Below are 23,961 nucleotides of genomic sequence, written 5' to 3' on the forward strand. Positions count from 1 at the left end.
CTGTTGGGACAATATTAGCGCCCCGCCAGCATCGGGTTGAGCCAATCGTCTGCCTCGTCGTAGAGCAGTTGCAGGAGAGTGCGATTGGCCAACAGAAAGCGAGCCCGCACGGTCATGCCTTTCTTCAGGTGGCCGATGGCCCCGCTTTTCAGCGCGAGTTCGCTGCGAGAGAGCGCGCACTGGACCTTGAAGACCGGGTTCCCGTCATGCAGAGTGAAGTCCTGCGCCACCTCGACCACCCTTGCTTTGATGACACCCCATTGGTTGTAGTTAAAGGCATCCACTTGGAGCCGCACCGGCTGACCAGGCTGCACAAAGCCAATGTCGTTGGGGGAGACGTAGATTTCCGCCACCAGATCGTCGTTCGGCGAGATCCAACCAACGGTTTGCCCGCTCTGCACGTAGCTTCCGTGCGCGAGGCCGGAGAACTGCTCGAGAGCACCCGATACTGGGGCGCGGATGCGGTGCAGGTCCCGTTCGTGCTCGAGCTGATGCAAGGTGGCCGTGAGTTCCTTTAAGCGCAGGTTAGCATCAAGGAGCTTCTGGTTCCAATCAGCGGTTTTGCGTCGCACGAGGATCTCGCCTTGGACCTCGATATTTTGGAGAGCGAAAGCCTTCTCGTCAACGGTCTTCGCCGGCGCCGCAGCAGCCGAGACAAGTCGCTTTGCGCGGTCGAGTTCCGCCGCGGCGTTACTGCGCGCATTTTGGTTCTCGCGCAGCAAGTTGAGAAAATGCACCCTTTCAGCCGTCGCGGATTCGGTTTGGAGGGGGGGCGAGACGCTGAGCCTTGCGCCGGAAGAAATCAGCGTTTGGAAGTCATGGGCAAGATCGCTCTTGGCATGAATGTCGGCTAAAACCCCGCTGAGCTTTTCCTCGATTACATGATCGTCAAAGGCGATTATTTCCTTCCCCTTAGCAACGACATCGTTCTCAAAGGCAAGGACACGGGAGATGCGTCCGGAGACGGGCGCTATCAGGGGCGTCTTCTCCACGATCGGGCGAATAGTACCGACACTCTGCATGGAGACCGGTATGGTAACGAGTGGCAGTGAGCCAAATGCCGCGGCGACGAAGAGCAAGATCGCCCTATAAATGCTCAAGGATCGTCCTGATCGTCGCGCCAGTATGCTTTCTGCGATGCAGCTGGCCGTTTCAGCAGAAAGGGGAACTGCTAGTCTGTAGTCACTAGGAGCCATCGAGAGCCAGCTCGCTTATCAACCAAACAAGTGTCCGTAACGTCGCAAAAACAAGTAAACCCAAAAATACCAACCTCCGGAGGTTTCAGCTGCTTCTTGAGGGGTTAATTCGGTTACACGATAGGCTGCCATGTTGTTCATCATTGGTGTCTCCGTTCAGAGCTGGATTGAGAAGATGCCAAGGTCCCCGTTGGGAGCTCCTAGCGGCGCGCAACAAAAAGGTTCAAGATTCGTGCCAATGCAGAAGGAGCGAAAAGCATCAGAAAACTGTTCTGTATGTTATTCAATGGCTGCCCTAGAGCGCCGAGACGTGCCAAACCGCACATCACGCTGTCGCAAGCACGACAAACCGAGTAGGGTTCTGAATGAACGTCCTGAACAGGATCGACAGCTCCAAAGTTCGGTGGCGACGGTACAGTTGAGACTCGGCGCTCAGTAAGCGCGCCCCCATCCGCGTAGCCCCCATCGAGTTTGCCGTCGATTTTTGTTGCTGCTGATTCACTCTGAAACCTGGTGAATTGTTGGTGGCCCTCCGCACGATAGTGGGCGCGGATGCGCCGCTTGGTGCCGCGGGCCGTCGCCTTGCGCTGTGGCGGCAAATAATAGGCCGTCGCTCGAAGCCGGAGTGCCCATGGATCGGTAACCCCGCCTGCGCCTCGACCACCCTGGCTAGCGCCCGGTCGTAGGCTTCGCTCTCGACATGCCACTGTCGAACACGGATTAACACCCACAAGGTGTGGGTGTCTGTGGCATCGGCCATCATGCGCAGGCCAAAGCTAGTCTCTTCTGCGAGGATGACGTTCATCGCAGGGCGCTCCTGTACGCAGATGACTGAATGCTTCGCAGAAGCCAGTCGCAGCATCCACGTCTGGACGTCGCCTTCGCAATCGAGCCGCCCGGAATCGTAACAGCCCGAGCTGGCGCGGCCAAGCTCGCGTAACCGGATGTCGAGGTGAGCTTGAGATTTGCCAGCTATCCTCCTGTCGCAACGGCCCCGCGAGACGATCGCTGTCGGCCACAGCCTGGGCCGGAACAAGTGCAGGTCTGAGATCGCCATAGCGTCGGGACCCGCCCAAGCATTGCCCAATAGGTCTCGTGTTTCTTTTCGCATCCGGTGGATCTTTTACTTGACACATCCGGCCATAGCATCTGCCAATAGGGACAAGGCCACGCCCTGGTAAACGTGAAATACGGCAGGATGCTAGGCCTTCAGGCCTACAGCCAGGTCTCGGATCGATACGGGTCGATCCGTCTGTCGTCCTCGTCGATCAGACGCTTGAGCCATTCCAGCGCCGCGATGGCGGACCCGATGTGCTGCATTGTTCCGGAATTCGAGCAGGCTCAGCAGCCTCGGCAACATGCGTGGATAATGAAATGCCGTAGGAGGAACGTGGCACCGCCTGGGCTCGCTGCTTAGGAACCGCCAGTCTCGTATTTGCGGACCAGAGCCGAAAGTATCGCCTGTTCGGCAATTTCGGCACCGCTCCGTCGAGGGCCTTGATCGCGGACCCGGCGATGCGAGCCAAAAGGCGCTCCTCGCTGGCCCCTTTTCAATTTCTTGGCGATCGAGGCGACGACCCTACGTTCCCATTCGCCACCATCTTGTGCACTTTGATCTGAACCCTTCAAACTGGACCAGTTTTGGTTAGAGTTTTCCGGTGCATTTTCCTGGCTGGGAAAGGGACCAGAAGACGATGAAAGCGTCGCAGTTTTCGGACGCTCAGAAGGCGTTCATTCTGAAGCAAGGTGATGAAGGCGTGTCGGTTGCTGAAATCTGCAGGAAGGCGGGGATCAGCCAGGCGACTTATTTCAACTGGAAGAAAAAATACGCGGGCATGCTGCCACCGGAGATGAAGAGGCTGAAACAGCTCGAGGACGAGAATTCGCGCCTGAAGAAGATCGTCGCGGATCTGACGCTGGACCGCGAGATGTTGCAGGATGTCATCCGCCGAAAGCTCTAAGGCCTGCTCGGAAGCGGGAGATGGTGAAAGGCATGTGCTGCGATTGGGCGATCTCGATCCGACGTGCTTGTGGAGCGTTGAACTTCGATCGATCAACTCACCACTATACCTCTCGCCGTGCTGATCAGGCCGGTCTGGAACGTCGTATTCGCGAGATCTGCGAGATCCGTGTGCGGTACGGCTATCGCCGCGTGCATGTGCTGTTGGAACGCGAGGGTTGGGGCACCAACATCAAGCGAACCTACCGCATTTACAGGGACTTGGGGCTACAGTTGCGGAACAAGACACCGAAGCGGGGGGTAAAAGCCAAGCTTCGCGAGGATCGGCACATGGCCGTCGGACCCAACGACGTCTGGGCGATGGACTTCGTTCACGACCAACTCGCAACGGGTAAGAAACTGCGCGTGCTGACGGTGGTCGACACCTTCTCGCGCTACGTGCCGGTGCTTGATCCACGTCATAGCTATAGAGGCGAAGACGTTGTGCAAACCCTTGAACGGGTGTGCCAAAAAGCCGGCTATCCGAAAACGATCCGTGTCGACCAAGGGACCGAGTTCGTGTCGCGCGACTTGGACCTGTGGGCCTATTCCAAGGGTGTGACGTTGGACTTCTCACGCCCCGGCAAGCCGACTGATAATGCTTTCATCGAAGCGTTCAATGGCCGCTTCCGTGCAGAATGCCTGAACCAGCATTGGTTCCTGACCCTTGCGGATGCCCGCGAAAAGATGGAGGATTGGCGTAGATACTACAATCCTGTTTCATAACTCCCATCTTCCTATGTCATCGAAAGGAATAGATTTTCCTGATCTGGAGGCGATCCCGCGGGGTGGCGAGGGTTCTTCCGTACACGATCGAGAATCTGACGTGCTTGCGGGGTCGCGAGTTTGGAACGGCTGAAGATCCATGGGCCATCGGGTAGCGGATGAGCCCCCTTAATATCGCCAGCCTCGGCCGCCAGACGCAGCGTCTTTGGCGATATCCCGAGTAACTTCGCCGCACCGCCCAGATTAAGCCATGGCTCAACCCCGTCGATCTGCGGACGGAAGACCGGAATCTTGCGATATGACCTCAGCGCGGTGACCCGCTCCCGTGTCCAGCGATTGCCATTGCCGGTCGTCAGTCCGTTGCGATTGAGGACACCGGCAATCACATCATCATTGGCGATCAAGACGAGCTGTTTCACAGCGTCGACAATGTCGTCAGGGGTCGCATTTCTTTGGCCACGGTGTCGCTTCGGCAGGCGCAGTTCGGTGTGGACGCCTCCAACCCAATGAATGACGAGGACGATCTCAGAGGTTCCATCATCGAGATCGGCGACCACTTCATTGATGAGCGTGCGCACGATGCGCTTCTTCAGCCTTGCATCGGTTGTCGGCGCCGTCCAGACGGCGCGAAGGTTTCCCGCAAGTGCGGTTACCTGTGATGCGGACATGGGGAACGGATGCGGCGTAACTGTCCGATGTTTGGCAATCTTGGCCTCGATCTCACCGACGCCAGTCAGCGCCTTGTTCCAGCGTGCTTCCAGCTCCGACGTCACCAGCCTATTCTCCGGATCAGCCGCGTCATATTGCCGGAATGCCCGGTCGGCTACATAGCGTGCTGCCTCGAGGTCGCGCATCAGGGCATCCTGAACCTGATCGCGTTGGTTGGCCATATTGCGTTCCGCCTCGACGGCGGCGGCAATGGCTCCTGGCTCGACCACGCCGAGAAGTGCCTCTTCGATCGCGTCATCGACCCGCAGACCGCCGAAGGCGATGCAACGTGGTTCGCCGTTGTCGAGCAACCCTCGCCAACAGGAATAGCGCGGGATGTTATGGTTGGCTCCTGTGTAACGAACCGTCAGCTTCCGGCCGCACCTTTTGCAGCGGAACAGGCCGGCAAGCAGAGCGCCGCCATGCTTCGGCGCTCCATGATGGCGACTGGCCGGTACATTGTCGCTGACCATCTTGCGGATCTCCTCCGCCCGTTCCCAACTGATGTAACCTTCGTGCGCATCCGGGATCAGCGCCAGCCATTCATCACGCGCCTTGCGGCGAATTCCAGATCGGCCATCGTATCCTGGTACGGAACGACTCTTACCATAAGCATAAGCGCCGCCGTAGATCGGGTTCGCAATCATCCGGTGGATGGTGGCATAATTTGGCCTGCGCCAGATGACGTCACCGTTGGCGCACCTGACGGGCAGGTCCAATCCCTGCTCAAGGAACCATAGCAAGGCCTGCCGGGCACTCCCGAGTTCGGTGACCTTGTCGAAGACGAGTGCGATGGCTTCCTGGATGCGCCGATTGGGATCCTTCTCGATCCTGTCACCGGCCTTTACGAAGCCGGCCGGAACAGTGACGACGAGTTCACCGCGGCGAGCCTTCTCATAGCGGGCGGAAAGGGAACGCTGACGCAAGAGATCGAGTTCATACTCGTTGAGGCTGCCCTTCAAACCCAAGAGCAGGCGGTCGTTGCCCTGGCGGGGCGCATAAACTGCTTCCTGGTCGACCAGGACGGTATCGACAACGCGGCACATCTCGATGAGTTGCTGCCAATCGCGGCTGTTCCGGGCGAAGCGCGATACCTCACGCGCGGCCACGGCGCCTACCTTGCCAAGGCAGACTTCCGCCACCATCCGATCAAATCCAGCGCGGGTCACGCCGCCGGCGGCCGAACGACCAAGGTCGTCATCCACCGTCTCTATATGTGACCATCCAAGCGCTGCCAGACGGTCGCGCATGGCGTACTGGAGGGCGCTGCTCTCTCGATTGTGCAGAACCTGGTGAGCCGAGGACTGCCGAACATAGAGGATGGCCTTCCGCTCCAGATGATGCGGCGCGATCTTCTCATGCATCATGACCGGCCTCCTTCTGTTGGCAGGCATGTCCGCACTTTGCGTGATCGACGAACAGCCGCACGATGAGCACCGTCAACGCTTGGCGGGTCTCCTCCGGCAACTCCGACCATTGCGGCGTCCCTGCCGTCTTCCCCCGCTGCGGGGCCGAGAACAGATCGAACTGGCATGTCATGGGCTGGCGAGGCATGAACATCTCTCCGACTCGTTTCGTGAGAGACCAATGCTGCGCCCATTACCGAAGATTGCGATGAGGCATCAGCGTCCTTCAGCAATCTTGCCAAAGAATGCAGGCTTGCGAGATCGACGTGCGGGACCGCCAGGCTGCGCCAACAACCACTCACTGATCGGTCGAACATCCACGACGGGACCTCAAGAAGTCGACCAGAAGAAGAACCAGAAAGGCTGCAGCGGAAAATATGCGTCCCTTTAGACACCGCCTCATGCACGTGAACAAGCCGTCCGGACCAGGGATGCCACGGATACAGAAGCTCGCGAACCTCGGTCCCGTGGGTGTTCTGTCGTCGTGTTGTACAATGAGGAAAGACCTCATGCCGCCGAACTTCCCGCGCAGTTTCTTGGCCGAAACGACGATACAGCCGCTCCCCCTAGCAGCGCCTGCACCGGCCGTCAGGCCGGTTAAGCGAAGCGGGTTACCTCGATGAAGCTTGTTTACGGAGGAAACATTTGATTGATGAAAGGATAAACGCGCGCGAGACCGGCTTCTTACTTTTGCTTTCCCACAATAAAACTCGCTAAAATTTCCTGGCTTTTCGATCGACTCTCTTTTGAGAGGAACCCACAGGTGCCCCAGAAGACGCTGGCGATTTATCAATAGATGAAGAACTTGCCGTTGCCATCCCTTCCTCAGGAAGCGTAGCTACTTGAGCGGCACTGTCAATCGCTCTACGGCAGTCATCAAGGAAGTCAGCTATATATTCATTGACATAGACAACCAACGGCTCCTTTGGAACAACAATCAGACGCCGTTTGTCCGTTTTATCCCGAGTGATGTCGATGAACCCACGCAAATGCGCTGCCTCGACATACTTTTGGCAAACAGTCTGGTTTTTGAAAGGCAGATAGCGACACGCCTGCATCTTCGTCATGGGTTTGTTATTGGCGTCCATATGATATACTTTAAGCATCAATCCAAGAATATTCCTCAGGAATAGTTTTTCTTCGGAATTTTCGCTAAAGAGATCTGACAAAAACGAGTCAATTTTCTCAAGCTTATGCTTTACGCCGACGTCGATCTGTTCTGGCGTATATATTTTTCTTCGTGTTGTCTTCGCCACGGCCACGCCTCTGCGCAATGGGTCGTTCTGTTTTCACCCAAAGCCTGTTACCGGATCCCATCGCGGCGACATTTATCATATGTATGTCTTCATAACTACGACGAATATAAGAATTTGCGGGCGGTCGTGAGACTAACCTTCATCGTGCACGAGCCCCCGCTCTTGTTTTCACATCCATTTAAAAAAACAGTTACACAAGTGTAACTACGAGTGCTATCAAAAATTCGGGAGCTTCGCTTCCGATGGAAGGTCGGTCTCTTGATTGGCCCCCGACCAGCTCGCCCGCCGCCCGAGCTGGCATGCAAGAGCCCGACCTTCCGTTTTGCACGTGGCTTTTCGAACCAGGGATCCGAAATGAATAAAGAGATTTGGAAAGATTACAGCCAACCTTTCGGGACGATTGGTCCATTGATGACAGTGGGCGAAATTCTGGAAAAGAATATTGATGCGGGATACAACGCCTATGATGAGTATGCAAACGCAGCTCTTCAGAAATTTGCTCGGTATGCCTCAGAATTCCTCTCCAATCCACATCCTCATTTAGGTCGGGACGGGAGCGTTTGCCCTTTCGTTCCCGAGGCTCTGACGAAGGGGCTTTTACGGGTTGCCGCGTCGCAAGCTGTTGCAGTTGACGAAATCGAAAACGATTTGGCGCGTATGCTCGCCGTCTTCAGCCAGATGAAACCCGTAAAGTCCTTCAACGATCGAACGGGCGACTGGATCTATAAGGCCATTATCATTGCCCTTCCTGGAATACAGGATGAAGGAGAGATCATCAGGATTGGTCAACTGCAAAAACGGCTGAAGCCCGACTTCATTCAGGAAGGTTTCATGATCGGTGAATTTTATCCAGGTTGCCCGGAGCCCGGTTTGCACAACAGGATGTTTCGACCGCTCGACACAACGGTTCCAGCCTTGGCTATTCGGCATATCACCAAATATGATGCTCCTTTCATGCTCGATAGCGATAAGTGCCTGGAGGCTTACTTCAGTATTTTTGGGAACGAGGGTCGCCGCCGCATTAGGCAGCTTTTGGAGCGAACCGCCTGAAACTTACTCGCAAGAGGGCTGTACTCGCAGTCGCTGAAACAGCTATCCTCGATCGTCCTACCAGGTGAACCGGAAGGAAACGACTATGTTGGACGTTCATCCGAACGTACTTGCTGAACTGCACCAGATCGGAGCGTCGACGGTACGATTGTGGCGCTATAGTGAGTTCGCCACCCCTATTACATCTCCTTCCGATTTAGCCTCTGCTATCGGCGTTCCCGTGGGGCGCGTTGCAAAGACGATGATTATTGCCGAGCAGAAAGCGAACGATGTGATGCGCCGGTCTCATCCTGCGCGCCACCTTTGTGCCGTTTTGCTGCCATCACCTTCAAAGATTGACATGAAAGCGGTTGCTGGCACGTATGGATGGAAACGAGCCGAGCTTGCTCAGAAAGAACAGGTACTCGATCTCTTCGGCTACCCGTCAGGAAGCGTATCACCATTCGGTCTCCAGAAGATCGCTGTACTGATCGACACCGCCCTTTTTTCTTATCCTACCGTAGTCACAGGTGCGGGCAAGGTTGGAGTCGAGCTTGAGATCGACACAAGCATGCTTTGGAAGATCGGGCAGCCGTTACAGACGCGTGGACGGGCCAGTCAAACCTAACGCCTCGTCACCTTTCATAGAGATGCCGTGAGGTAGGTTATTTCTTCGGGAAAGGAAATGCGGTTCCACGTAACGGCGCCTCGATTAGAGAATGAGGGTTCAATACGTATGTTGCGTAATCGGACTCATAGTGCGCACTATAACGAAAATCGTCACACCCGTCCCAACGTCTGCACGACATCTTCACCTCGATAGCTGTGAGGCGGATCAAGCGCGGGAACATAGCGTGAGAAGGTGGCGACCACCGTCAGGACCCGCAGTTTCTTTCCGGTTGCGAGCTGGTCGTGCACGAAGTCCATCGCCCACACGTCATTTGGTCCGACAGCCATTTGCCGATCCTCGCGAAGTTTCGCCTTAACACGGCGCTTCCGAGTCTTATTCCGCAGCTGCAGTCCCAAGTCCCTGTAAATGCGATAGGTTCGCTTGATGTTGGTGCCCCAACCCTCGCGTTCCAAAAGCACATGCACGCGACGATAGCCGTAGCGCACCCGCGCTTACAGGTCTAGACCGGCCTCGGCGCGGCGAGAGATGTAGTGATCGGTCGACCGATCGAAGTTCAACGCGCCACAGGCACGCCGGATCGAGATCGCCCAATCGCGGCACATGACACCACCTCCCGCTACCCCTCAGGCCTTAGGCGGTGTGGACTCTTGGGATTCCCAAGGCTGAGCAAATCAGATTCAAGACTGTCTTTTGGAGGCAGTCATGGGTGTTTTGGATCGTCTGATCCTTCGGGACGAGCAGTGGGAGCGGATATCGCACCACATCATTGGTGACGAGCGCACACGCGGTTCGTCCGGCCGCGACAACCGCATGTTTATGGAAGCGGTGCTTTGGATTGTGCGAACGGGCTCGCCCTGGCGCGATCTGCCAGAAGTGTTCGGCGAGTGGAACAGTGTCTTCCGTCGTTTCAGCCGCTGGAGCCGGAAGGGCATCTGGTGGCGCATATTCGAGGCGATGGCGGACGATCCAGACTTCGAGTACTTGATTGTTGATTCCACCATCATCCGCGCCCATCAGCACGCTGCCGGCGCAAAAAAGGGGCTGAAGATCAAGCCCTTGGCCGCTCCCGCGGCGGATTGAGCACCAAGATCCACATGGCCGTGCGGGGTCTCGGTTGCCCGGTCCGCTTCACATTGACCGCAGGCCAGAAGGGCGATGCGCCGCAAGCCGACGCCCTGATCGAGGGCCTACCCGCCGACATCATCATGGCCGATACCGCCTATGACAGCAATCACCTGCGCAATGCCATCGCCGATAAGGGCGCCGTGGCAGTGATCCCCAACAATCCTTCGCGTGCGCGAAAATACCCGCTCGACAAACATCTCTATGCTCAGCGACACCTGATCGAATGCTGCTTTTCTAAACTCAAGCAGTTCAGAAGGGTCGCGACGCGCTTCGAGAAAACCGCCGAAAACTACCTCGCCGTCGTCACTATCGCGGCGACAATGCTATGGATCAGATAACTGTCCACACGACCTAGAGCCTTCGGCGGATGGCGTCCTGCAGCATCTCACGGTCCAACGTCAGATCCGCGACGATCTTCTTCAATCGCGAATTCCCGTCCTCAAGCTGCTTGCGCCTCTTCATCTCTGGCGGCAACATGCCGGCGTACTTTTTCTTCCAGTTGAAGTAAGTCGTCTGACTGATCCCCGCCTTGCGACAAATCTCCGCGATCGAGACGCCCTCATCACCCTGCTTCAAAATGAACGCCTTCTGAGCGTCCGAAAACTGCGATGCCTTCATCGTGTTCCGTTCCTTTTCCCAGCCAGGAAAATGCACCGGAAAACTCTAACCAAAATTGGTCCAGTTTGAAGGGTTGAGAGCAATTTCCCTATCGTAAAACCTGTGATCCTATGAAGTTAAGATGGGGAATGTTAAGGACATACAACAGCGTGCACGAAAGACGCGGAAGCCAACTGCGTCACATCTATTTCTGGTATCGGCGCTGTTGCGCTGCGGCCAAAACCGCACTGGCTCCTGATCCTTCCACCTTCGGAAGGGGCCGTGATCTCGCCTGGGTCGACCGTATGCTAGTTCGATCAGCAACCCTTTGACGGTGAAGATTCCTGGTTATTCACCTGGTGGATCAATGCCATACAAACAATCAATTTTACGAAGCCATGGGATGTTATTAAACACCTCGATTATGAATTGGGGACCCCATGATGTTGCTCCACCGAGAGCAGCCGAGGGCAAGGTCACAGACCTGGCCGGTAAATGGAGACGAACATGGCCAACGTGGAACTGCAGAAGGCGCTCTCGTCTGCCAATCAAGCGCCGAGACATAGCTCTGGGTCCTTTCTTCGCCTACTGCAGGAGCCTCGTCGCATTAAACCGAATACCAGCTTTAACACATTTGGGTCGCCACAAAAGCTGAACAACCACTATCCGATCTTGCCAATCCTTGGCTTCTCAAAAGTGAACGGAGCTGTGGGTATGCGAGATGGGGTGTTACCCACCGCGAAGTCATACATGAATACGAATGATTCAATGTCATTTCAACGTGAGCATTATGATTAGCTCATCGGCGTCAGCATCGTTTTTTAGAACCAGCAGCTTTTCGATGATTCCTGGCGAAAGACATCGGGGCCACCCTCCGGTCTTGGTCACCGAAAATTCGCCGCCAAACTTGGAGACATTTAAATGACAAACTCTCTTCCCGCAAAGCTGATGGTTGGTATCTTCGACCATTTGGACGAAGACGGAAGGGAGATTGGGCGCCAGTATGAAGATCGGATGAAGTTGGCAGAGGTCTGCGATCGCCTTGGCTTTTATGGATATCACGTCGCAGAGCACCACTGTACTCCCCACGGCAGAGGACCTTCGCCGAATCTATTTCTAGCAAGCGTAGCTCAGCGCACGCAGCATCTTCGTCTCGGTCCTTTGGTTATGCTGTTGAACCTTTATCATCCGTTACGTGCGTTTGAAGAAATTTGCATGCTGGATCATCTGAGCGGTGGCAGGCTCGAGTTGGGCATGGGGCGCGGCTCCTTACCAATCGAATGGAGCTTTTTCGGTATTGATGAGGAGGTGGCGACATCGCGCTATCTCGAAGCCAGCGAGATCGTCATCCAAGCGATGAAGGAAGGAGCTCAGGCTCTTTCCTACAAAGGCGACCACTTTGAACTAGACAAAGTCCCGTTGATGTTGCGGCCACACCAACGTCCTCAGCCTCCGAGATGGATTACAACCAGTCGTCCTGAGGTTGCGCGCTGGGCGGCTGAGAACGATACAAATCTTGCCTGCGGGGGCCCTGCTTCTGCTGTTCGCCAGATCACTGATGCCTACCGAGCACACGAGAGACGTACCGCCGGGGGCAGGAAACGGGCGCCGTTCCTTGGGTTGGTCCGAATGGTGGTGGCCGGCAGCACGACGAAGCATGCCATTTCGCTCGCGGCCCCGGCTTATCAACGGTGGCTTCGGAGCTTTAGGTTTCTGTACGAGATTAACGGGATACAGACTCCTCAGAACCTCCCGCCGGATTTTGATGCAGCAGTAGACTGTCAGTTGTGCGTAGTTGGTACTGCTGCTTCAGTTAGGCAAGATCTTCTCGATCATGTCGAGGAAGCAGGTGCTAATTATCTTCTTTGCCAGCTGGCGTTTGGTGATTTGCCATTGGAGGCTTCCTATTACACTGCAACGAGCGTTCACTCTGGAGTTATGGCTTAATCTGGACTGGCCTCAGGTTGCTTTCCGATCACAGAGATTAAGTCTCTGTGGCCGCGCCCTCAAATCGATTGAGGAGCGTCAAGGCGAATTCAGCCATCGCCGTAGGAACAGCCATTGTGGAATGGGCTGCACTATTGGATAGTTAAAAGATATGCGATTTAAGGGCCTCGATCTAAATCTCCTTGTCGCGCTCGATGCACTAATGATTGAGCGCAACCTTACTGCGGCGGCACGTAGCATTAATCTGAGCCAGCCCGCAATGAGTGCAGCTGTCCGCCGGCTCCGCTCCTATTTCCGCGATGAACTATTTACGATGCGTGGTCGTGAGTTCGTTCCAACTCCGCGTGCGGAAGACCTCGCGCCTGCGATTCGTGAGGCTTTACAGCATATTCGGCTCAATATCATACCCTGGGATAAATTTACTCCTGATCAATCAGATCGTCATTTCCGAGTAAGCTTATGCGATTTCGTTACAGTTGTTCTTTTTCAGAAGATACTGGAGCGTCTTGCGCGGGAAGCACCCGGCATTAGTTTTGACTTGCTGCCTCTTACTGACAATCCAGACGAGCTTTTGCGACGCGGCGACGTAGACTTCCTTATTAGCCCACCGCTATTCATGTCGAGCGCGCACCCTAAGATAGATCTATTTCAGGAACGACTGACTTGCGTCGGCTGCAGTAATAACAAACAACTTGAGGAAGCCCTTACTGCCGAGGAGTATTCTTCAATGGGGCACGCGGTAGTTAGGTTCGGTCGGACGCAGCAGCCTACCATAGAAGATTGCTTCTTGCAGGAGCATGGCCTCAAGAGGCGGGTCGAAGTCGTTGTTTCAAGCTTTAGCATGATCCCCGCCGCCCTAATGGGCACCGATCGCATCGCAACCGTTCCGTTACGACTAGTTGGGCTTTTTGAGGACACGATACCATTGCGGATGACTGCGCCCCCGATAGCGCTGCCGACATTCACCGAGGCAGTCCAATGGCCGGTACTTCACGACAAAGATCCGGCAAATATCTGGATGCGAGATATAATGGTTCAGGAGGCAGCGCGATTGCCGTGACCATCCTGAAACCTAGGAAGCTGGGCTGCATTGGGAGCGACGACCCGCGACGCGGCCGATTAGCTGAAGACGGCACCACCTGTGAGTGACCCGCAGGCCATTTTATCGTAAGCGATGTGCCGCTCACACCTCGACAAAGAAGCAGTTTTTTGATGGCTTGGAGCGGGGTCGCAACAGCCATGTCATTGTCTTCCAACATTTGCGGTGTTACTCAACCTCGAGTGTTACTTCGGAAGTGGTTATTGGATGAAGGACGAGGTCAACGAAGATATTTTCGATCACGTAGCCAAGAAGATTAAGGCAGATCAAAATATTGCAAGCCGACAGTTAGGCATCATTTGCGCCACCATCGCAGCCTATGGTGCCGTGATATTCTTTGCGTTTCTCATTTTTCGAGCCCACCCGTCAATATCCTGCGAGTTTGTCAATAACCAGGTTATGCTGCGGTTTTGGCCCCCAAATACCGCGATACTATCTGCTTTAAAAACAAGTCGTTATTCGCAGTCTGATCAATGCCTGTTGATCGCAATGCGATCCCTTGCCAGCGTGGTCATGCTTCCTGCCGTCGTCGTGTTTCTTGTAAAGCAACTGTTTGCATCCGACAGCTACCACGTCCAGGGAATGATGACAGCGTTCATCATTATATTAGCTGCCAGCTTGGCGTCGGCGTATATCGGTCCAACTGAGCATTATTCGCGTTATCGAATGAGCTTCGAGTCGCCGATAGAGGTGAACATCTGGAAGAGTATGATCCACATCTTTGGATTTTACCTAGCCGCATTCGTACTTGCATTTAGGCTTCCCGCTTACATCAGATCAACCCGTAGATAGCGTTAATCGTAGCCGACGGAACGATAAGGTTCCTATGTCTCTTCGCGTCTGATTGCTGCAGTCATTTTGCGATTGACCATACTAAACCGGATGATTCCACGGCAGGAGTTCATCGATCCGGTTTTGCTTATGGCCGTTTACGATAGCGGTGAGCGTGCTGGTGAGGTAGGCTTGTGGATCAACGGCATTGAGCTTGCACGTCTCGATGAGCGAGGCGATGGTTGCCCAATTCCGTGCTCCCATGTCGTGCCCGGCGAAGAGAGCGTTCTTCCGATTGAGCGCTATCGGCCGGATAGTTCTCTCGATACTATTGTTGTCGATCTCGATCCGACCGTCGGTCAAGAAGACGCAGAGGCCATCCCAATATTTGGCGATGTAGGCGAGCGCCTCGCCAAGCGACGACTTGCCAGCGACGCGGGCACGATGCTGCGTGAGCCAAGTTCGCATGTCCGCAATCAATGGCGCTGATCGTTCCTGTCGCCCGGCGAGGCGAGCTTCTGCGGGAAGCCCGCGTAGCTCGGACTCGACCCGATAGAGTTCACCAATCCGCTCCACGCCTTCCTCGGCAATCGGCGCTGTGCCGGTACGAGTGATCTCGACCAGCTTGCGCCGTGCATGTGCCCAACAATAGGCAAGCCGGATGTCCGGGCCGACACGGTCCGGTGCGATCAGCCGATTATATCCGGCGTAGCCGTCCACTTGGAGAACGCCCGTGAACCCCCGCAATATCCGTTCGGCATGTTGGCCGCCACGACCGGGAGCGTAGGTGAAAGCCACTCCGGGTGGAGCCCCGCCGCTCCATGGTCGGTCGTCGCGGGCCAGCGCCCAGAAGTATCCGGTCTTGGTTTTGCGAGAGCCTGGATCGAGGACCGGCGCACGGGTTTCGTCCATGAACAGTTTTGTCGAGCGCTTTAGATCGGCGATCAAAGCGTCGAAGACCGGGCGCAACTCGAATGCCGCCCGACCAACCCAATCGGCCAGAGTGGAACGGTCGAGATCGATGCCTTGGCGGCTCATAATCTGGGCCTGTCGATAAAGCGGCAGATGGTCGGCGTATTTGGACACCAGCACATGCGCGATGGTTGCCTCTGTCGGCAATCCGGCTTGGATCAGTCGTGCGGGCGCTGGAGCCTGGGCAACGCCATCAGTACAGGCACGGCAGGCATATTTGGGTCGGCGAGTGACGATGACGCGGAACTGCGCCGGGATAACATCCAGCCGCTCAGACACGTCCTCTCCGATGCGATGCAGGCAACCGCCGCAAGCGCAGATCAGGCTTTCCGGTTCAATTATCTCTTCGATACGAGGAAGATGGGCGAGAAGAGAGCCGCGATTGACGGCGCGGGATTTGGATCGCTGCTTGCCCGAGGATGTATCGGCCTCGTCTTCGGCATGGATGGCAGCGATGGTCGTTTCCAGGTCTTCCAGCGCGAGATCGAACTGCTCAGGATCAGCCTTCTCGGATTTGCGACCGAAGGCAGCCTGCTTGAATGCGGCGACAAGCTTCTCCAGTCGCTCGATCCGCTCATCCTTACGAACTTCACGCGCTTGCGCCGCGATCAGCATCGTCTTCAGGGCATCGATATCGTCAGGGAAATCGGCGGTGTCCAACATGGTGGAAGCCTATCAAAACCAGCGGCGCTTCGCCGTCGGAATTTGCCGACCGAGTCATCGTGCCGCATCTATTCGATGGCGTCCGGTGCTCTCGCTTCTACCGCACGGACCCGACGCCAGTCGAGCCCTGCAAACAGCGCCTCGAACTGAGCATGGCCCAGTGTCATCAGGCCATCCTTGATGCCCGGCCAAGTGAACGTGTGTTCCTCCAGCCGCTTGTATGCCATCACCAGACCGCTGCCGTCCCAGTAGATCAGCTTTAACCGATCTGCTTTGCGCGACCGGAATACGAAGACAGTTCCAGTGAATGGGTCTTTGTGTAGCTCGTTCTTGACCAGTGCCGCCAAGCCATCATGGCCTTTGCGAAAGTCGACTGGCTTGGTCGCCACCATGATCCGCACGCGGTTGGATGGAAAGATCATGCGGGAGCCGCACAGGCACGCGCGACAGCGGCGATCCGAGCGGCAGACGCACCTTCTTCCAGACGAATGGTGACGGAACCGACGATGATCTCGGCGCGACTGGCTTTCTTGATCGGCGGCTCCGAAACGGGCGGATCAACGATTACCGCTGCAAACTCCATCGGGTCTTCGGGTGCGGGCAGAAGCAACTTACCCTGCCGCGCCATCGTTCTCCAAGTGGAGAGGTGGTTCGGCTTCAACCCATGCCGCTCTGCGACCTCACTTACCATCGCGCCGGGCCGAAGGCTCTCCGAAACGATCTGCGCCTTCACGTCATCCGGCCAATGCCGGTGAACCTCACGTCCAGACTTCCTGGTTGTGAGAACCTCCAATGTAGTCTCCATGGAGAAACTCCCGTTGCTCGTCCATGGAAAGGCGATCACAGATCATGGCAGGAAAGACAACGTGGGAGCGGAGCACCGGTTACATTTTATCGACGAAGCTGAGCGCTACGCCCGTCGCCGATCGGCCGCCCTTCGGACGATTGCGCGACGTGCTGTCTAGCACCTTCGGCGGCAAATCGAAGGGTGCTGGGGGACCACAATTGCTCCGCACCGCAACCCGCCGCTACCGCCGCAAATACAGCAACCTAAAACCGTCGGAGCGAACTCAAAACTGGATAAAACTTGGGGGCAAGGTCAGCGGCCTTCCCCGGATGGATACCTTTGAAAAGCCTCTTTGGTGGCTGTTGAACTTATTCGGGCTCGGGCGGATCTTACTCAAGCAGGAACCTTGGTCAGGAACCGGATTGTTGTAGCAACCCATGTATTTTAGGTGCGTTGGAGGACATCATACGGGAAGCTTCCTCAACCAATATCTCCCTGAACCAGATGCTCCCTGGATCGGCATTATGGAGCGCTGGCCATTGAACAGCTTCTGTGAAGACGGGGAGCGGTAACGGAAGGTTGATGATCCGCAAAGGGAAAGTACTTTCGTAATGCTCGACTAAGCGAAGCGGTAGGTTAGCTATGCGGTTCGTGCCACGCAGGACTGGTGGTATTAAGCTAAACCCTTGCACGACGACCTCCACCCGCCTCTGAATACCATTCTCGAGCAAGAACCAGCCCTCGACCGATGGCTTCAAAAAGCGCCCAAACGCGGCAGCGACGTGTCCCGTGGAGACATATTGCTCGATCGTCAGCGCTGAAGGTAGGTCCACATTTGTCGAACAGGCTACACATACAAACTTCTCTGTGAACAGTTTTGCGCTCGGGTGTGCTCCCGAGAGAAAAAATTCAGGCACGATGAGGAAGTCGACGTCACCGCGGCTAAGCATCTCGTACGGATCACTATCCAAAGGCAGCAACTCAAAGCTGACTGCGGGCGCTTCTCGAGCAACTCGCTCAATGATTTTATTGAAGTATATCAGCATCATGAAATCGGACAGAACTATTCTAAAGCATCTGTCAGACTTCGACGGGTTAAACGGCTCCCAAGAGATGATTGAGCATTGTACCTGCAAGAGAGTTTCACGCACTGCCGAGGCAAGTCCTTCGGCACGGGGCGTCAGCCGAAGTTCTCGACCATTCATTGTAAACAATTCGTCGCGGAAATAGTCCCGAAGCCTACCAATGGCGGCACTCATTGCTGGTTGACTTAGATTGATACTACGTGCGGCAGCCGTTAGGTTGCGCTCGGTCGTGAGCGCATCCAATGCAACGAGCAGGTTTAGATCAAGGCCCTTGAAACGCATCTTTAGTCACATCCAAACAACGGATATTTTATATCCAAACAATCGATTTTTCCAGTACAGAACCTTCCAGCATAGATCCAATGAAGGTTCGTCAAAAAGGCTTAGGTTAGTTTGGTGATCAATTAAGTAGGCCGCATAGTTACGATAGACGTTATAGTTGCAGATAATCCACTTTAAATATCGAATGGCACCTTAGCAATAGGCGATGTGGAGCGGCGTCACCGAGCGACATGAAATGCTAGTGAACGGATGGGCGGAAGTAGGTTCATCATATCGCGATACCGGAGAGGCTTTGCCGTACGCTGGCTATCGACTGGCGGGCTCCTTCTGTTTGGAAGCATGTTCAAGATATTGGTGGCGTGCCAGTAATTTGTGATGAAAAGATCAACGCGCCTGAAGGCGCTTGAGGAAGAGAACGCCACACTGAAGAGACTGCTCGCCGAGCAGATCCTGGATACGGCCCCACTTCCCGAGCTCCTTAAAAAATAGAAAGGCCCGCCGCCAAGCGCGACGCCGTCGCACGCCAGAAAGCCGTCGTGGGCCTTTCGGAACGAAGTAGGTCGCCCGACTGCCGCCTTGCGTTCTCCGCTATCGAGATGCCGTCATCCGGTCGGCGTCCGCGTTACTCGCCTCGGGATCGTCAAAGCGGTTGCCGTCATTAAAAGCTAAGAATTCGGCCGGACTTGCCTCAATCGTCTTTCATAAGCCTCTATGAAGGCTTCCGGAATCGGGTCGCTAAACAATGGGAAATCAACCGGTTTGCGTAAGCCGGTGCTTGGCCGGATAGTGCCGCCATCGAGCCCCGGCCGCCATCCGGCTCCGAAAAAGAAAGCACCATACCGCGCCGCAAGCATCGGGGTCACAGGATTAAGAAGGCTTAGAAATACGGAAACTTCCGCTGCGCTGACTGAGGTATCTGCCCTTGAAAAAGACGCAACGTCGAAAAAGGCGTCTATGGCGTCCATGGCATCCCAGACGCGCAAGTCCTGCACCGCTTCGGAATATCGTTTAACATTGTGGTTCTGCTCGACTGTCAGCTTGTCGGCCGTCAGCGTCTCGTTACATCCGGCGTACTTGCGCAAAGCCGTTTCGAAAGCACGAATTCTAGCCGCGGTCTGAAGCAGCCCCTCGATCAGAAAATCGTTGTCGTTTGCGCCAAATGGCTTGGCGATGCTAGCCAAATAGTAGCGCAGCACGTTCGTGTCGATATCTGCTGCCACCTCGTCAGCCCACACAGCGTGGTCACGGCTAGTAGAAAATTTCGCGCCTTCGAGCTTATAAAAGTCCTGAATTGCATGGTTGTATGGAATCGCATAACCGCGCGAGAACAAACTAGCAGTAACGCCGATCGTGTAATAAAACCGGTTATCCTGACCCATGAAGAATACGAGTCTCGTGCTCGCGTTGCGCATAGTGTCATCGAGATCTGCGCCATTTTGCTTGCAGAGGCGTTCGATTCCTGTCTCATAGCACCACAATCCTTCAAACCAAGTCATTAAAGTTTGGCCTGCCACCTCCACCGGGGAGTTCAAAGTCACACCACGGTCGAAATGCCGCGACATCGGCAATGCCATCAGTTTTGACCGTAGCCAGTCAAGTTCTTTGCGCTTTATGGATTCCGGCCATCCGCTCGCCTCAATGGCGTGATCGAGCCCCGGAGCAAATTTTTCAAGCTCAAAATGAACCTGTCGAATCGGGCGCAAGATAAGGCTCTGGCCGCATGTCGTGTGAATCGGGTTGCGTAGTAGATTGTGTTGCAGCGCCGAGCCGCAATCTTCGCAAAGGTTACTATCTGTTGGCGCGTTACAAGCTGGACACTCTCCGACCGCGAGTGAGTCTGCGGCGAACTCTTCGCACGTCCCGCAATACAGTTGCTCTCCGTCGCGCAGCTCAACGTAGCCGGACGCTCTTAGTTGGTCGTAGATCGCCAAGCTGCGGTCTTTGTGGTCTTCGCTTGAAGTCCTTACAAATACGTCCGGTTCAATATCAACTGACCGCAGACACTGCAGAATTTCTTCAATGTGCATGTGTGCGACGTCATCAACCGGCCTGCCAAGCTTTCGGGCTTTCACCAGCGTGTAAGTGCCATGTTCGTCCGCACCTGTCACGTGATAGGCCGCGTTGCCTACCATGCGGTGGTAGCGTACGAACACGTCGGCGAGAAGGTACACGCCACCTATATGCCCAAGATGCAGCTTGCCGTTCGGGCACGGCGGCGCCGAGCAGGCAAAAAAAGTATGTTGGTTTGCTCTCAATTCAATCCCACCATATCGAAAGGAACTTTAAGCTGGTTTGAGGGCTGCTATTTTTGATCGCGTGTTTTTGGTGCGGCGCTATATAGACCATCGTGTCCCCACTGACTGCGGAGGTTTCTCCATCGGATTGAAACACGCCGCTGCCCGAGTGACCTGCCACGGTACTTTCACCCAGCAGCGACTAGAGCCCCGGCGGTTTTGAGTACGCCAAGTGGCGCGGTGTGAGCAACCGGCGGAAACGCGAAGCTTTCATCTTGCGCAGCGTTGGAGCCGGTTGCGGCGATGGTCCCGGCAAAGTCTGCCGGGGTTTTGTATCCAAGCGATGAGTGCGGCCGGAAATGGTTGTAATCGTCCGCCCATTCAGCAATGGCGCTGCGGGCATGATCGAGGCCGAAGAACAGGCTTTCATTGAGTAACTCGTCGCGCATCCGACCGTTGAAACTCTCGACATAGCCGTTCTGCATCGGCTTTCCCGGCGCGATGTAGTGCCACTCGACCTTGTGATCCTTCGACCAGGCAAGGATGGCATTCGACGTTAGTTCGGTGCCGTTGTCGGAGACAATCATTCCTGGCTTGCCGCGTCGTTCGATCAGCGTCGTCAGTTCTCGGGCGACACGTCGACCGGAGATGGATGTGTCCGGGATCGCCGCCAGGCATTCGCGCGTTACGTCATCGACGATGTTGAGCACGCGAAACCTCCTTCCGCAAGCGAACTGGTCGTGCACGAAGTCTAGCGACCAGCGGGCATTGGCCTTCGCCTCGACCAGAAATCGGAGCACGCGTGCGGACAGCACGGCGTCTGGCTTTCCGCTTGCGAACGGAAAGACCTTCCTCGCGATAGAGCCGGTAGATGCGATTGACGCCGGACGGCTCTCCGTCCCGCCGAAGCAGGACGAACAGTCGCCGGTAGCCGAAACGCCGTCGCTCATTGGCGAGGTCGCGCAGCTTCGCTCGCAATTCTACCTCCGGCGGTCGGCAGGACCGATATCGCACCATCTTCCGATCCGCAGATATAATCTGGCAGGCCCGCCGTTCCGAAAGACCCATGACGGTCTTCAGATGCGCGACGGCGTCGCGTTTGGCGGCAGGCCCTACCATTTTTTTGCAAGAAGCTCGCGAAGTGCGGCTGCATCCAGCATCTGTTCGGCCAGCAGCTTCTTCAGTCTCGCGTTCTCGTCTTCAAGCGCCTTCAGCCGCTTCGCCTCGGAGACTTCCATGCCGCCGTATTTGGCTTTCCAATTATAAAATGTTGCTTCTGAAATTCCGTGCTTGCGGCAGAGGTCGGCCACCTTCGCGCCAGCCTCCTGCTCCTTCAGCACCGCAATAATCTGCTCTTCCGTAAATCTCTGCTTCTTCATTCATCCGTCCTTTAATGGGCCGGACTCTAATCCATTCTGGAGGAAATTCGCAGTGGCAGGTCATTTGGTCTCGATGTTGCACAAGGAGCCAATTCCAGCGGCCACGAAGTACTTGGTATGCACCCGTGGGAACAACATGGGCGCTTCAATTGAACGGAAACTCAAATTTATGGCTGGCTCTGACAAATTACGGACGATCAGCGATAGTTCGGGTCTCCAGCGGGATTGCAGCATGAGGCCGGCAGTCAATACCAAAGGACATTACTGCGACTTCGCCGAATGCCGGTAATAGACATCCGCCAGAATGTGGTGGTCATGGCGGTAGACTTCGGCCATGATATTATAGAGGCTTGGATCGTGAGCCTCGAAATCTTCTGATGTGGCAATGGTGAGATTGCCTCGGCTGTAAGCCAAGTTCGTATTGAACCAAAATCGCGTGCCCTCGGCCCAATACTCATCGACGTTGTTCTCCATATAGGAACACGCCCAGAGGCCTTTCTCGTAGGCGTGCGAATAGGCACGTTCAACTCGTGCAACGAGATCAGGATCTACCGTGCGCAGCGCGTTGAAAATATTATGTGAGAATTCGTGAACAAGAATGTTCCCGCCGTAATACCGCGTGCCCGGCACGCCCATCAAATTCTCCACAGCTCCCGTCGTGTAGAGCCCGCCCATGCCGCGCGCCCTTTGTGCCCAGTAGTCTCGGGCAGTCATCTTGCCGATCGTGTTGGCGTAATCCCGCCGCTCGTCAGGGGTGAGACGTGGATCATCGGGAAGAGGCTTCTTCCAATCCCGCTGCTCGGGAATATCAGTCGTCGTCTCGTCAATTGCCATGACGCCCACCCGCGCTCCAGCCTGGATTAAAGCATCGCGGACATCACGGCGTTCTGACAACATGTAGAGGACAATGTCACGTGAGATCAATAGTGCCGTGTCTGGAACCTTGTTTGACGAAATAATAGGTATGCCCGCTGCGTCAGCATATTTGGCATAAAATGGATCCAGATTGAGTGATGTCGGTGGGCTGCGAACTATGAAAGTCTCGAAACTCGATACATCAGCCGCGGACAAAGGCGAGTCAGATAAGACATTCTCAGCGCCGCCGAGTCTGCCTGCGGATGCAGCAAGAAGGTACCCACCGCACAACACCATCCCCATCGAGCATACATCCATCATCGTGACCTCTCGTTAACGGCTGTCTTTCGTGAGACGACGCAACAACCGTGCCAGTCACTAAGTATTTCCTCGGGGGCTCATCGGCGCCGCCGGCTCTGTACCAGACCATGTGCGTGACGATCGGCATCCGGTGACCAGGGTATGACGATCACCTCATACCGTTATCTAGGAGAAAATTGCGATCTCGCGGCCGCCTCGCCAGTCCTGGGAGGCGTTTGCTGTGTCCGGGGTCCTAAAAGCTTGCACCGGAAACGCACTGATCTGCGAATCCATTCCTGTACCCATCATCTTCTCCCGAGGTCGGGATCGCCAGGCAAGTATGTCCTCTGGCAATCTTCGCCGATACCCAGCGTGCCGGTCCATGGGCTGCGATAGCCAAAGCGAACCAGGGCGTTTTGCGAGGGGAACCCCTTTCAGATTCAACAGGAGAATGCTGCTGCCTATCGCCGCGTCCCATTTTGTGTGGAATCAGACTGTCGCAAACCGAACATTCCGAAAAAACCCCTCCGCCAGGTCGGGTCGTTCGACGACTTTCGACGCCGGGATAGACCAGCCCGGTTCCGCCGATGGTTCTAATGTGATCTCGACAATTTGCCTGATTATCGCCGAAAACGTCTTTGGCTTGCTTCTGCCTGAGTAGCGAGCCTCTCAGTCATGGTCAACTTTTCAGTTCAATGTCCTGGATGCCTGATCAAGATGATCCAGCATGATGGACAAGGCGGCATGTTCACGAAGAAGTTGGAGCCCGGCCGCTTCATCTGGCGTCGGCAGCCGATGGCAGGCCGATTGATTGGAACGCATCCATTGGACGGATGAGTTCCATCCAAACAAATGATTTCACCAGCTTATACCAGTGCCATTAGAAGCGCCCCAACGAGTGCGTATCAAGTAGT

18 protein-coding genes and 6 pseudogenes are annotated in these 23,961 nt (G+C 55.5%); 9 read left to right on the forward strand and 15 right to left on the reverse strand.

The features are described 5' to 3' along the window. Window positions 1–14: 14 nt before the first annotated feature. From GGD53_RS16795 to GGD53_RS32405, 3 genes are all read right to left on the reverse strand, one after another. Window positions 15–1,100 carry an HlyD family secretion protein gene (locus GGD53_RS16795; protein WP_008533948.1) on the reverse strand — a complete coding sequence of 362 codons (1,086 nt, stop codon included), beginning with the start codon at window positions 1,098–1,100 and terminating at the stop codon, window positions 15–17. A gap of 114 nt (window positions 1,101–1,214) precedes the next feature. Beyond that, a complete protein-coding gene (locus GGD53_RS32160) occupies window positions 1,215–1,340 on the reverse strand; it encodes a hypothetical protein (RefSeq protein WP_004676277.1) in 126 nt (41 codons plus the stop codon). A 181-nt stretch (window positions 1,341–1,521) separates the two neighbouring features. Continuing rightward, a complete protein-coding gene (locus tag GGD53_RS32405) occupies window positions 1,522–2,001 on the reverse strand; it encodes a transposase (RefSeq protein ID WP_245345081.1) in 480 nt (159 codons plus the stop codon). Window positions 2,002–2,890: 889 nt separating this feature from the next. On the opposite strand from GGD53_RS32405, the pseudogene GGD53_RS16805 reads away from it, so the two are divergent. Further along, window positions 2,891–3,909 (forward strand): annotated as a pseudogene (locus GGD53_RS16805) (IS3-like element ISRel21 family transposase); the annotation flags it as partial. A 23-nt stretch (window positions 3,910–3,932) separates the two neighbouring features. Here the strand turns inward: GGD53_RS16805 and GGD53_RS16810 are convergent. The 3 genes from GGD53_RS16810 to GGD53_RS16820 form a co-directional block, all read right to left on the reverse strand. Continuing rightward, window positions 3,933–5,996 (reverse strand): recombinase family protein, encoded by a 2,064-nt coding sequence (locus GGD53_RS16810; RefSeq protein ID WP_011053488.1) that lies wholly within the window; start codon window positions 5,994–5,996, stop codon window positions 3,933–3,935. Next, window positions 5,986–6,183, reverse strand: a complete 198-nt coding sequence (locus GGD53_RS16815; protein ID WP_011053487.1) for a hypothetical protein — start codon at window positions 6,181–6,183, stop codon at window positions 5,986–5,988. The genes GGD53_RS16810 and GGD53_RS16815 overlap by 11 nt, the downstream gene beginning before the upstream one ends. Window positions 6,184–6,748: 565 nt before the next feature. Beyond that, window positions 6,749–7,291, reverse strand: coding sequence for a hypothetical protein (locus GGD53_RS16820; protein ID WP_011053486.1), 543 nt, complete (start codon window positions 7,289–7,291; stop codon window positions 6,749–6,751). 354 nt (window positions 7,292–7,645) lie between these two features. Here GGD53_RS16820 and GGD53_RS16825 point away from each other — a divergent pair, with 354 nt between their 5' ends. Together GGD53_RS16825 and GGD53_RS16830 are read left to right on the forward strand one after the other, a co-directional pair. Next, on the forward strand, window positions 7,646–8,341 hold the full coding sequence (locus tag GGD53_RS16825; protein ID WP_004677746.1) for a DUF6875 domain-containing protein: 696 nt from the start codon (window positions 7,646–7,648) through the stop codon (window positions 8,339–8,341). Window positions 8,342–8,426: 85 nt separating this feature from the next. Beyond that, a complete protein-coding gene (locus GGD53_RS16830) occupies window positions 8,427–8,948 on the forward strand; it encodes an aminoacyl-tRNA deacylase (protein WP_004677747.1) in 522 nt (173 codons plus the stop codon). Between the two features lie 155 nt (window positions 8,949–9,103). Here the strand turns inward: GGD53_RS16830 and GGD53_RS16835 are convergent. Beyond that, window positions 9,104–9,553, reverse strand: a pseudogene (locus GGD53_RS16835) (IS3 family transposase); the annotation flags it as partial. Window positions 9,554–9,653: 100 nt separating this feature from the next. Here GGD53_RS16835 and GGD53_RS16840 point away from each other — a divergent pair. Beyond that, a pseudogene (locus tag GGD53_RS16840) lies at window positions 9,654–10,414 on the forward strand (IS5 family transposase). 19 nt (window positions 10,415–10,433) lie between these two features. On the opposite strand, the pseudogene GGD53_RS16845 reads toward GGD53_RS16840, so the two are convergent. Next, a pseudogene (locus tag GGD53_RS16845) lies at window positions 10,434–10,694 on the reverse strand (transposase); the annotation flags it as partial. Between the two features lie 900 nt (window positions 10,695–11,594). On the opposite strand from GGD53_RS16845, the gene GGD53_RS16850 reads away from it, so the two are divergent. From GGD53_RS16850 to GGD53_RS16860, 3 genes are all read left to right on the forward strand, one after another. Then, the gene (locus GGD53_RS16850; RefSeq protein ID WP_011053483.1) at window positions 11,595–12,620 is read left to right on the forward strand and encodes an LLM class flavin-dependent oxidoreductase; all 1,026 of its coding nucleotides are present in this window, start codon (window positions 11,595–11,597) and stop codon (window positions 12,618–12,620) included. Window positions 12,621–12,771: 151 nt separating this feature from the next. Next, complete coding sequence (nodD3, locus tag GGD53_RS16855) at window positions 12,772–13,680, forward strand: transcriptional regulator NodD3 (RefSeq protein ID WP_004677763.1); 909 nt, start codon at window positions 12,772–12,774, stop codon at window positions 13,678–13,680. 246 nt (window positions 13,681–13,926) lie between these two features. Then, a complete protein-coding gene (locus GGD53_RS16860; protein WP_042120096.1) occupies window positions 13,927–14,511 on the forward strand; it encodes a hypothetical protein in 585 nt (194 codons plus the stop codon). An 81-nt stretch (window positions 14,512–14,592) separates the two neighbouring features. Here GGD53_RS16860 and GGD53_RS16865 read toward each other — a convergent pair whose 3' ends face one another. From GGD53_RS16865 to tnpA, 3 genes are all read right to left on the reverse strand, one after another. Next, window positions 14,593–16,125 carry an IS66-like element ISRel8 family transposase gene (locus tag GGD53_RS16865; RefSeq protein ID WP_011053360.1) on the reverse strand — a complete coding sequence of 511 codons (1,533 nt, stop codon included), beginning with the start codon at window positions 16,123–16,125 and terminating at the stop codon, window positions 14,593–14,595. A 68-nt stretch (window positions 16,126–16,193) separates the two neighbouring features. Then, window positions 16,194–16,547 carry an IS66 family insertion sequence element accessory protein TnpB gene (gene tnpB / locus GGD53_RS16870; protein WP_011053359.1) on the reverse strand — a complete coding sequence of 118 codons (354 nt, stop codon included), beginning with the start codon at window positions 16,545–16,547 and terminating at the stop codon, window positions 16,194–16,196. Then, complete coding sequence (gene tnpA / locus GGD53_RS16875) at window positions 16,544–16,930, reverse strand: IS66-like element accessory protein TnpA (protein WP_011053358.1); 387 nt, start codon at window positions 16,928–16,930, stop codon at window positions 16,544–16,546. Before tnpA ends, tnpB begins: the two co-directional genes overlap by 4 nt. A gap of 44 nt (window positions 16,931–16,974) precedes the next feature. On the opposite strand from tnpA, the gene GGD53_RS16880 reads away from it, so the two are divergent. Next, on the forward strand, window positions 16,975–17,343 hold the full coding sequence (locus GGD53_RS16880; protein ID WP_092755094.1) for a hypothetical protein: 369 nt from the start codon (window positions 16,975–16,977) through the stop codon (window positions 17,341–17,343). On the opposite strand, the gene nodD2 is transcribed toward GGD53_RS16880, so the two are convergent. Then, the gene (gene nodD2 / locus GGD53_RS16885) at window positions 17,323–18,279 is read right to left on the reverse strand and encodes a transcriptional regulator NodD2 (protein WP_004677768.1); all 957 of its coding nucleotides are present in this window, start codon (window positions 18,277–18,279) and stop codon (window positions 17,323–17,325) included. The genes GGD53_RS16880 and nodD2 overlap by 21 nt on opposite strands. A 387-nt stretch (window positions 18,280–18,666) precedes the next feature. Here nodD2 and GGD53_RS16890 point away from each other — a divergent pair. Next, a pseudogene (locus GGD53_RS16890) lies at window positions 18,667–18,833 on the forward strand (IS3 family transposase); the annotation flags it as partial. A gap of 111 nt (window positions 18,834–18,944) precedes the next feature. On the opposite strand, the gene GGD53_RS16895 reads toward GGD53_RS16890, so the two are convergent. The 3 genes and pseudogenes from GGD53_RS16895 to GGD53_RS16905 form a co-directional block, all read right to left on the reverse strand. Beyond that, window positions 18,945–20,534, reverse strand: coding sequence for a class I tRNA ligase family protein (locus GGD53_RS16895; protein WP_092755088.1), 1,590 nt, complete (start codon window positions 20,532–20,534; stop codon window positions 18,945–18,947). A gap of 167 nt (window positions 20,535–20,701) precedes the next feature. Then, a pseudogene (locus tag GGD53_RS16900) lies at window positions 20,702–21,892 on the reverse strand (IS3 family transposase). A 261-nt stretch (window positions 21,893–22,153) separates the two neighbouring features. Continuing rightward, window positions 22,154–23,068: a hypothetical protein gene (locus GGD53_RS16905; RefSeq protein WP_010034735.1), complete on the reverse strand. Its 915-nt coding sequence runs from the start codon at window positions 23,066–23,068 to the stop codon at window positions 22,154–22,156. Window positions 23,069–23,961 lie beyond the last annotated feature (893 nt).

Origin of the sequence: Rhizobium aethiopicum (genome assembly GCF_014197535.1) — a bacterium.
Lineage (GTDB): Bacteria > Pseudomonadota > Alphaproteobacteria > Rhizobiales > Rhizobiaceae > Rhizobium > Rhizobium aethiopicum_A.

What these genes read in the sequence shown, in the direction of transcription:
- GGD53_RS32160 (WP_004676277.1), bottom strand. Translation starts at nt 1,340, where the DNA reads ATGATGAACAACATGGCAGCCTATCGTGTAACCGAATTAACCCCTCAA.
- GGD53_RS32405 (WP_245345081.1), bottom strand. Translation starts at nt 2,001, where the DNA reads ATGAACGTCATCCTCGCAGAAGAGACTAGCTTTGGCCTGCGCATGATG.
- GGD53_RS16810 (WP_011053488.1), bottom strand. Translation starts at nt 5,996, where the DNA reads ATGATGCATGAGAAGATCGCGCCGCATCATCTGGAGCGGAAGGCCATC.
- GGD53_RS16815 (WP_011053487.1), bottom strand. Translation starts at nt 6,183, where the DNA reads ATGCCTCGCCAGCCCATGACATGCCAGTTCGATCTGTTCTCGGCCCCG.
- GGD53_RS16825 (WP_004677746.1), top strand. Translation starts at nt 7,646, where the DNA reads ATGAATAAAGAGATTTGGAAAGATTACAGCCAACCTTTCGGGACGATT.
- GGD53_RS16830 (WP_004677747.1), top strand. Translation starts at nt 8,427, where the DNA reads ATGTTGGACGTTCATCCGAACGTACTTGCTGAACTGCACCAGATCGGA.
- GGD53_RS16850 (WP_011053483.1), top strand. Translation starts at nt 11,595, where the DNA reads ATGACAAACTCTCTTCCCGCAAAGCTGATGGTTGGTATCTTCGACCAT.
- nodD3 (WP_004677763.1), top strand. Translation starts at nt 12,772, where the DNA reads ATGCGATTTAAGGGCCTCGATCTAAATCTCCTTGTCGCGCTCGATGCA.
- GGD53_RS16860 (WP_042120096.1), top strand. Translation starts at nt 13,927, where the DNA reads ATGAAGGACGAGGTCAACGAAGATATTTTCGATCACGTAGCCAAGAAG.
- GGD53_RS16865 (WP_011053360.1), bottom strand. Translation starts at nt 16,125, where the DNA reads ATGTTGGACACCGCCGATTTCCCTGACGATATCGATGCCCTGAAGACG.
- tnpB (WP_011053359.1), bottom strand. Translation starts at nt 16,547, where the DNA reads ATGATCTTTCCATCCAACCGCGTGCGGATCATGGTGGCGACCAAGCCA.
- tnpA (WP_011053358.1), bottom strand. Translation starts at nt 16,930, where the DNA reads ATGGAGACTACATTGGAGGTTCTCACAACCAGGAAGTCTGGACGTGAG.
- GGD53_RS16880 (WP_092755094.1), top strand. Translation starts at nt 16,975, where the DNA reads ATGGCAGGAAAGACAACGTGGGAGCGGAGCACCGGTTACATTTTATCG.
- nodD2 (WP_004677768.1), bottom strand. Translation starts at nt 18,279, where the DNA reads ATGCGTTTCAAGGGCCTTGATCTAAACCTGCTCGTTGCATTGGATGCG.
- GGD53_RS16905 (WP_010034735.1), bottom strand. Translation starts at nt 23,068, where the DNA reads ATGATGGATGTATGCTCGATGGGGATGGTGTTGTGCGGTGGGTACCTT.